At 64.2% G+C, this 5,530-nt stretch carries 6 protein-coding genes; all 6 read left to right on the top strand.

Annotated elements, in window-relative coordinates; genetic code table 11:
- Positions 1-435 (top strand): nitronate monooxygenase (locus AC1D1X_RS14480; protein ID WP_477698522.1); only part of this gene is annotated, 435 nt, incomplete at its 5' end.
- Positions 432-2,858: an adenosylcobalamin-dependent ribonucleoside-diphosphate reductase gene (locus AC1D1X_RS14485; RefSeq protein WP_477698523.1), complete on the top strand. Its 2,427-nt coding sequence runs from the start codon at positions 432-434 to the stop codon at positions 2,856-2,858. The genes AC1D1X_RS14480 and AC1D1X_RS14485, both read left to right, overlap by 4 nt.
- Positions 2,859-2,912: 54 nt before the next feature.
- On the top strand, positions 2,913-3,584 hold the full coding sequence (locus AC1D1X_RS14490) for a nitroreductase family protein (RefSeq protein WP_477668755.1): 672 nt from the start codon (positions 2,913-2,915) through the stop codon (positions 3,582-3,584).
- 21 nt (positions 3,585-3,605) lie between these two features.
- Positions 3,606-4,010: a ribonucleotide reductase subunit alpha gene (locus tag AC1D1X_RS14495; protein ID WP_477668754.1), complete on the top strand. Its 405-nt coding sequence runs from the start codon at positions 3,606-3,608 to the stop codon at positions 4,008-4,010.
- 7 nt (positions 4,011-4,017) lie between these two features.
- Entirely contained in the window at positions 4,018-4,593 is a 576-nt protein-coding gene (locus AC1D1X_RS14500) for a hemerythrin domain-containing protein (RefSeq protein WP_477672907.1), read from the top strand.
- A 197-nt stretch (positions 4,594-4,790) separates the two neighbouring features.
- The coding region (locus tag AC1D1X_RS14505) for a glutamate-5-semialdehyde dehydrogenase (protein WP_477698524.1) at positions 4,791-5,530 on the top strand (740 nt) is incomplete at its 3' end.

Here is a 5,530-nt window from a genome sequence, read left to right on the forward strand (position 1 = left end):
CAGCTTGGCACGGCCTTTGCCGTCACCCGGGAGTGTGATGCCGATCCCGCCTTCAAGAAGGTGCTGGCCGAGGCGAAACCCGAAGACCTGGTGGAGTTCATCAGCGTGGCCGGCTTGCCCGCCCGCGCCGTGCGAACGCCATGGCTGGACAAATACCTGCGGCTGGAAGCCCGGCTCCAGGCGGCGGCCCATGTCAAGGCCAAATGCAACATGTCGTTCGACTGCCTCACCCATTGCGGCCTGCGCGATGGCGTGGCCGGCATGGGCCAGTTCTGTATCGACCAACAACTCGGGCATGCCTTCGAGGGCGACATCCACAAAGGCCTTTTCTTCCGTGGTGCCGCCCGGTTGCCGTTTGGCGACCAGATCCGTTCGGTGCAAGAATTAATGCAATGGCTGCTCGGCGGAGTTCGGCCAGCAGGAGCACCCGCATGAAACGTGATCAGTTTGGCCGGCCGCAAGACATGACGGCCACCCAGCCCATCAGCCAGGACGTGCTGAAGGAAAAATACCTCAAACCCGGCGAGACAGGTGTGGAGGATTTGTACCGACGTGTGGCGCGCGCCCTGGCCTCGGTCGAGCCCGAGGCGGAGCGTGCCCAGCACGAAGCGCTGTTCCTCGAGAACCTGCACGCAGGGGCAATTGGTGCAGGCCGCATCATGAGCGCGGCCGGCACTTCCATCCAGGCCACGCTGATCAACTGCTTTGTGCAACCTGTGGGTGACTGCATCCAGGGTGTCGATGACGGCGGTTATCCCGGCATCTACGAGGCACTGCGCGAGGCCGCCGAAACCATGCGGCGCGGCGGCGGCGTGGGTTACGATTTTTCACGCATCCGTCCGCGTGGCGCTGAGGTCAAGGGTACCGCGTCCATGGCCTCCGGTCCTTGCAGCTACATCAACGTCTTTGACCAGTCCTGCTCCACTGTGGAGAGCGCTGGTGCGCGGCGTGGTGCGCAGATGGGCGTGCTGCGCATCGATCACCCGGATGTGCACGAGTTCATCACCGCCAAGCGCGCGCCTGGGCGCTGGAACAACTTCAATGTCTCGGTCGGCATGCCTGACACCTTCATGCGCGCGCTCGCCGAAGACCAGCCCTGGGAACTAGTGCACAAGGCCAAACCCGGCGCTTCACTGGTTGCGCAAGGCGCCTTCCAGYGCGCGGACGGCCTGTGGGTCTACCAGACGGTAGCCGCGCGCGAGTTGTGGGACACCGTGATGCGCTCGGCCTACGATTTCGCCGAGCCCGGCATCCTGTTCCTGGACCACATCAACCAGGACAACAACCTGCGTTATTGCGAAGACATCGCAGCGACCAATCCCTGCGGCGAGCAACCGCTTCCACCCTATGGCTGTTGCGACCTCGGGCCCATCATCCTCACGCGTTTTGTGCGCCACCCCTTTGGCTTCAACGGCGTGCCGGCCTTTGATTTCGAAGCCTTCTCGAAATCAGTGGCGACCCAGGTGCGTGCGCTCGATAACGTGCTGGACGTCACCTTCTGGCCCCTGCCGCAACAACAGGCCGAGTCCGCCGCCAAGCGCCGTATTGGCGTCGGTTTCACCGGGCTGGGCAATGCACTGGCCATGCTATGCCTGCGCTACGACGCGCCCGAGGGACGCGAGATGGCCGCGCGCATTGCCGTGAGCATGCGCGATGCTGCCTACGCGGCTTCGGTGGCACTCGCGAAGGAAAAGGGCGCGTTCCCGAAGTTCGATGTCGAGGGCTACCTTGCTGCAGGGACCTTTGCCAGCCGGCTGCCTGCCGCCTTGCAGCAGGCCATCCGCGCGAACGGCATCCGCAACAGTCACCTGCTCTCAATTGCACCCACCGGTACGGTCAGCCTRGCCTTTGCCGACAATGCATCGAACGGCATCGAGCCGCCGTTTTCCTGGATGTACCGGCGCAAGAAACGTGAGTCTGACGGCAGCACCACCGAGTACGCCGTGGAAGACCATGCATGGCGCCTGTACCGCGAACTTGGCGGTGACGTGGACAAGTTGCCTGGTTACTTTGTCTCGGCGCTGGAGATGTCGGCAGACAGCCACATTGGCATGATGGAAGCGGTGCAGCCGTTTGTGGACACGGCGATCTCCAAAACCGTCAATGTGCCGGCGGACTACGCCTACGAAGACTTCAAGGGCCTGTACCAGCAGGCCTGGCGCGCAAAACTCAAGGGCCTGGCCACCTACCGGCCCAACGCCATTCTCGGTTCGGTTCTGGAAACCCATGCGGACCCCGCGGCCATGCCGGCCGCCGCGCCCGCTGTGGACCCAATGCGCACGGTGATCGAGAGCCGGCCCAAGGGCGCGTTGTCGGCGGTGGCGGAAAAAGTGGATTACTGGACCCAGGAAGGGCGCAAGACGCTCTATATCGTGGTGTCCTTTTTGCCTGTGCCGGCCGCCATGGGGGATGGCACGGTCGAGCGTGCGATCGAATTTTTCATGCCCGTGGGACAAAGCGGCGAGTCGCAGCAGTGGATCACCTCCAGCATGCGCATGCTTTCGCTGGCCGCGCGCGGTGGTTTTCTTGAGCGTGCGCTCAGCGACATGCGCAAGGTGGCCTGGGACCGCGGCCCGGTGCGGCTGGGAACCTACGAAAAGGCCGACGGCACGCGTGTTCCGTTATGGCACGACTCTGAAGTGGCGGCCATTGCTTATGCGGTGCAGAACATCATCGCGCGGCGGGCCGGGCAGCATGCTGCCGGGGCAACACCCGTGGTGGAGCCGCAGGTTGACATGGCGCTTGCCCCGCCGGTGATGGCGGGCAAGAAGTGCGGCGAATGCGGTGCCCATGCCGTGATCCGCAAGGATGGGTGCGACTATTGCACCCAGTGCGGCCATCTGGGAGTGTGTGGGTGAATAAGCGAGCGGATCAGCCTTACGCCGATAAGCGCTCCAGCTGAAAGCGAACTGATGAATCTGCTCGCCTTTCCCGGTCAGCCCTCTGCAGTCGCCGCGGCCGACGTCGACCCGGCGCAGTTGGCTGCAGCCCTCATGCAATCGCGCCAGACCATTTTGCCGAAGCGGCTGGTAGCACCCGGTCCCGATGCGAAGCAGCTCGACATGATCTTGCGAGCCGCTGCCACGGCGCCCGACCATGGCCAGCTTCTGCCTTGGCGCTTTGTGCTGGTGCCGCAGGCGGCACGCGCGCAACTGGCCGCGGTCTTCGGTGCGGCGCTGGTCGAACGCGACCCGCAAGCCACCCCTGAACAGCTTGCGCAGGCGCGCGAAAAAGCGCACCGCGCCCCTTTGCTCATGCTGGTCGTGGTCGATGGCGCGTGTGGTGATGCCGGGATCGACCTGGCTGAACGCCTGGTCTCGGCCGGCTGTGCGGTGCAGAACATGCTGCTCATGGCCACGGCCCTGGGTTATGGTTCGTCACTGACCAGCGGCAAGGCGCTGAAGTCCGGGGGGCTGCGCCGGCTGTTTGGCCTGGCAGGCGGTGAATATGCCCTGTGTTTTGTCAGCATGGGCACCGCCCAGTCGCGCAAGCCCGCCCGCCTGAGGCCGGTGCCTTCTGATTTTGTAAGCAGCCTTTCTGCCGACAGCGCCGCACCGGGATCCGGGCCGGCGGATTCCTTTTAATTCCTGTGACTGGATCAAGCCATGGACATTCTGAGTTTTGACGACCTGCTGCAGGCCGCCCGCGCGCAACCCGAACCGCAGCGCCTGCTGTTTGTATTTACCGGTGTTGAGTTGCCCGAGGACAGCACCCCGGCGCAACGTAAACGTTTTGAGGCCGGCCAGGGCGGCGCGCTGGTCCCGCTGATGTGTGTCGACAAGCGCCCGGAGGACCTGAGTTCGTTTGCCGCCCTGGTGCAGGAGTCCAGCCAGTTCGGCCACAACTGGGGCCTGGTGTTTGCCGCGGCCATGTCGGGCTCAGTGAACCGTGCGCCGACCACCGAAGATGCGGAAGAACCACTGCAGCGCATGGTCGAGTCCATCAAGCAGGGCCAGATCGGGGCGTTTATTCCGTTTGACCCGCAGGGTCAGCCCGTGCAGTTCGGCTGATATGGGCATGGTGCGCCGGGTCACGCGGCCTGCTTCCTTGCCCGGCGTGCATGCACCGGGTGCCGGATTCGAGGCGCCTTTCGACATGCTGGCCGCCTGCCATGAGCGGGTGGAACGCATGCTCGTGCTGCTGGCGCGCCTGCAGCAGCACCTGCTTGAACACGGCCGTGACGAGTCTGCGCGCCAGGCGGCACGTGATGTGATGCGCTACTTCGACCTTGCCGCACCGCTGCATCACCAGGATGAAGAGCGGCATGTGTTCCCGCCATTGCTGGCCGGGCCGGATGCCGGCCTGCGCACCCTGGTGCAGCGCCTTTTACAGGACCACCGGGACATGGATACGGCCTGGCCCCCGGCGCGCAGCGCGCTGCACGAGATCGCTGAGAGTCCGGTGGCTGATGGGGCTGCGCTGACTGCGACCCAGACGGCGGCACTGGACCACTTCGCCGGCCTGTACGAACGGCACCTGGCGGACGAAGACCGTCTTGCCTACCCTGCTGCGCAGGTGGTGCTGACGACGCAAGCCCTACAGGCCATGAGCCAGGACATGATGCAGCGCCGCGGTGTTCGCTCCGGCAACTGATCTCCAGGAGCCTGTCGGACTTGGGAATCGTCGGCTGCAAATCGACCGCAGCGGTCCATTTTTCGCCGTCTTTTTGTCCCATAGCTGGGCTATGGGCCTGCAAACCCTGCAAAAACTGTCCTCGCTGGAGCCGATTTTCGCTTTCGACGCCCCAAGCCCGACAGGCTCCCAGCCATGATTAGAGGCAAAATGGCAGGATGAACGCGCCCGACTCCCCCACCGCCCTGGCTGCCCGCAGCGACGTCTCGGACCTGATGCAGGCCATGGGTTCACAGGCAAAAGTAGCTTCCGCCCTTATGGCACGGGCGCAAGCAGCTATCAAAAACAGAGCGCTTTTGGGTTTGGCCAGCTTGCTGCGCAGCCAGATCGAACCATTGCAAACAGCCAACACCCTGGACCTGGAACGCGCAAAAGCGGCCGGCCTGGCCGGGCCCATGCTGGACCGCCTCAAGCTCACCCCCAAAATCATTGAAACCGTGGCGGTGGGCTGCGAGCAGCTGGCCGTGATGCCCGACGTGATTGGCGACATCATCGGCATGAAGGAGCAGCCCAGCGGCATCCGCGTGGGGCAGATGCGCGTGCCGATTGGCGTGTTCGGCATGATTTACGAGAGCCGGCCGAATGTGACGATTGAAGCCGCGTCGCTGGCCATCAAAAGTGGCAACGCCTGTATCCTGCGCGGCGGCTCTGAAGCGATTGAGTCGAACAAGGCGCTGGCTGCGCTGGTGCAACAGGCGCTGATTGACGCCGGCCTGCCCGCCGATGCCGTGCAACTGGTGCCGACCACCGACCGCGAAGCCGTAGGCCACCTGATCGCCATGCCGCAGTATGTGGACGTGATCATCCCGCGCGGCGGCAAAGGCCTGATCGAGCGCATCAGCCGCGATGCCAAGGTGCCGGTCATCAAGCACCTGGACGGCAACTGCCATGTGTATGT

The organism is Polaromonas sp. P1_G4, assembly GCF_056405475.1.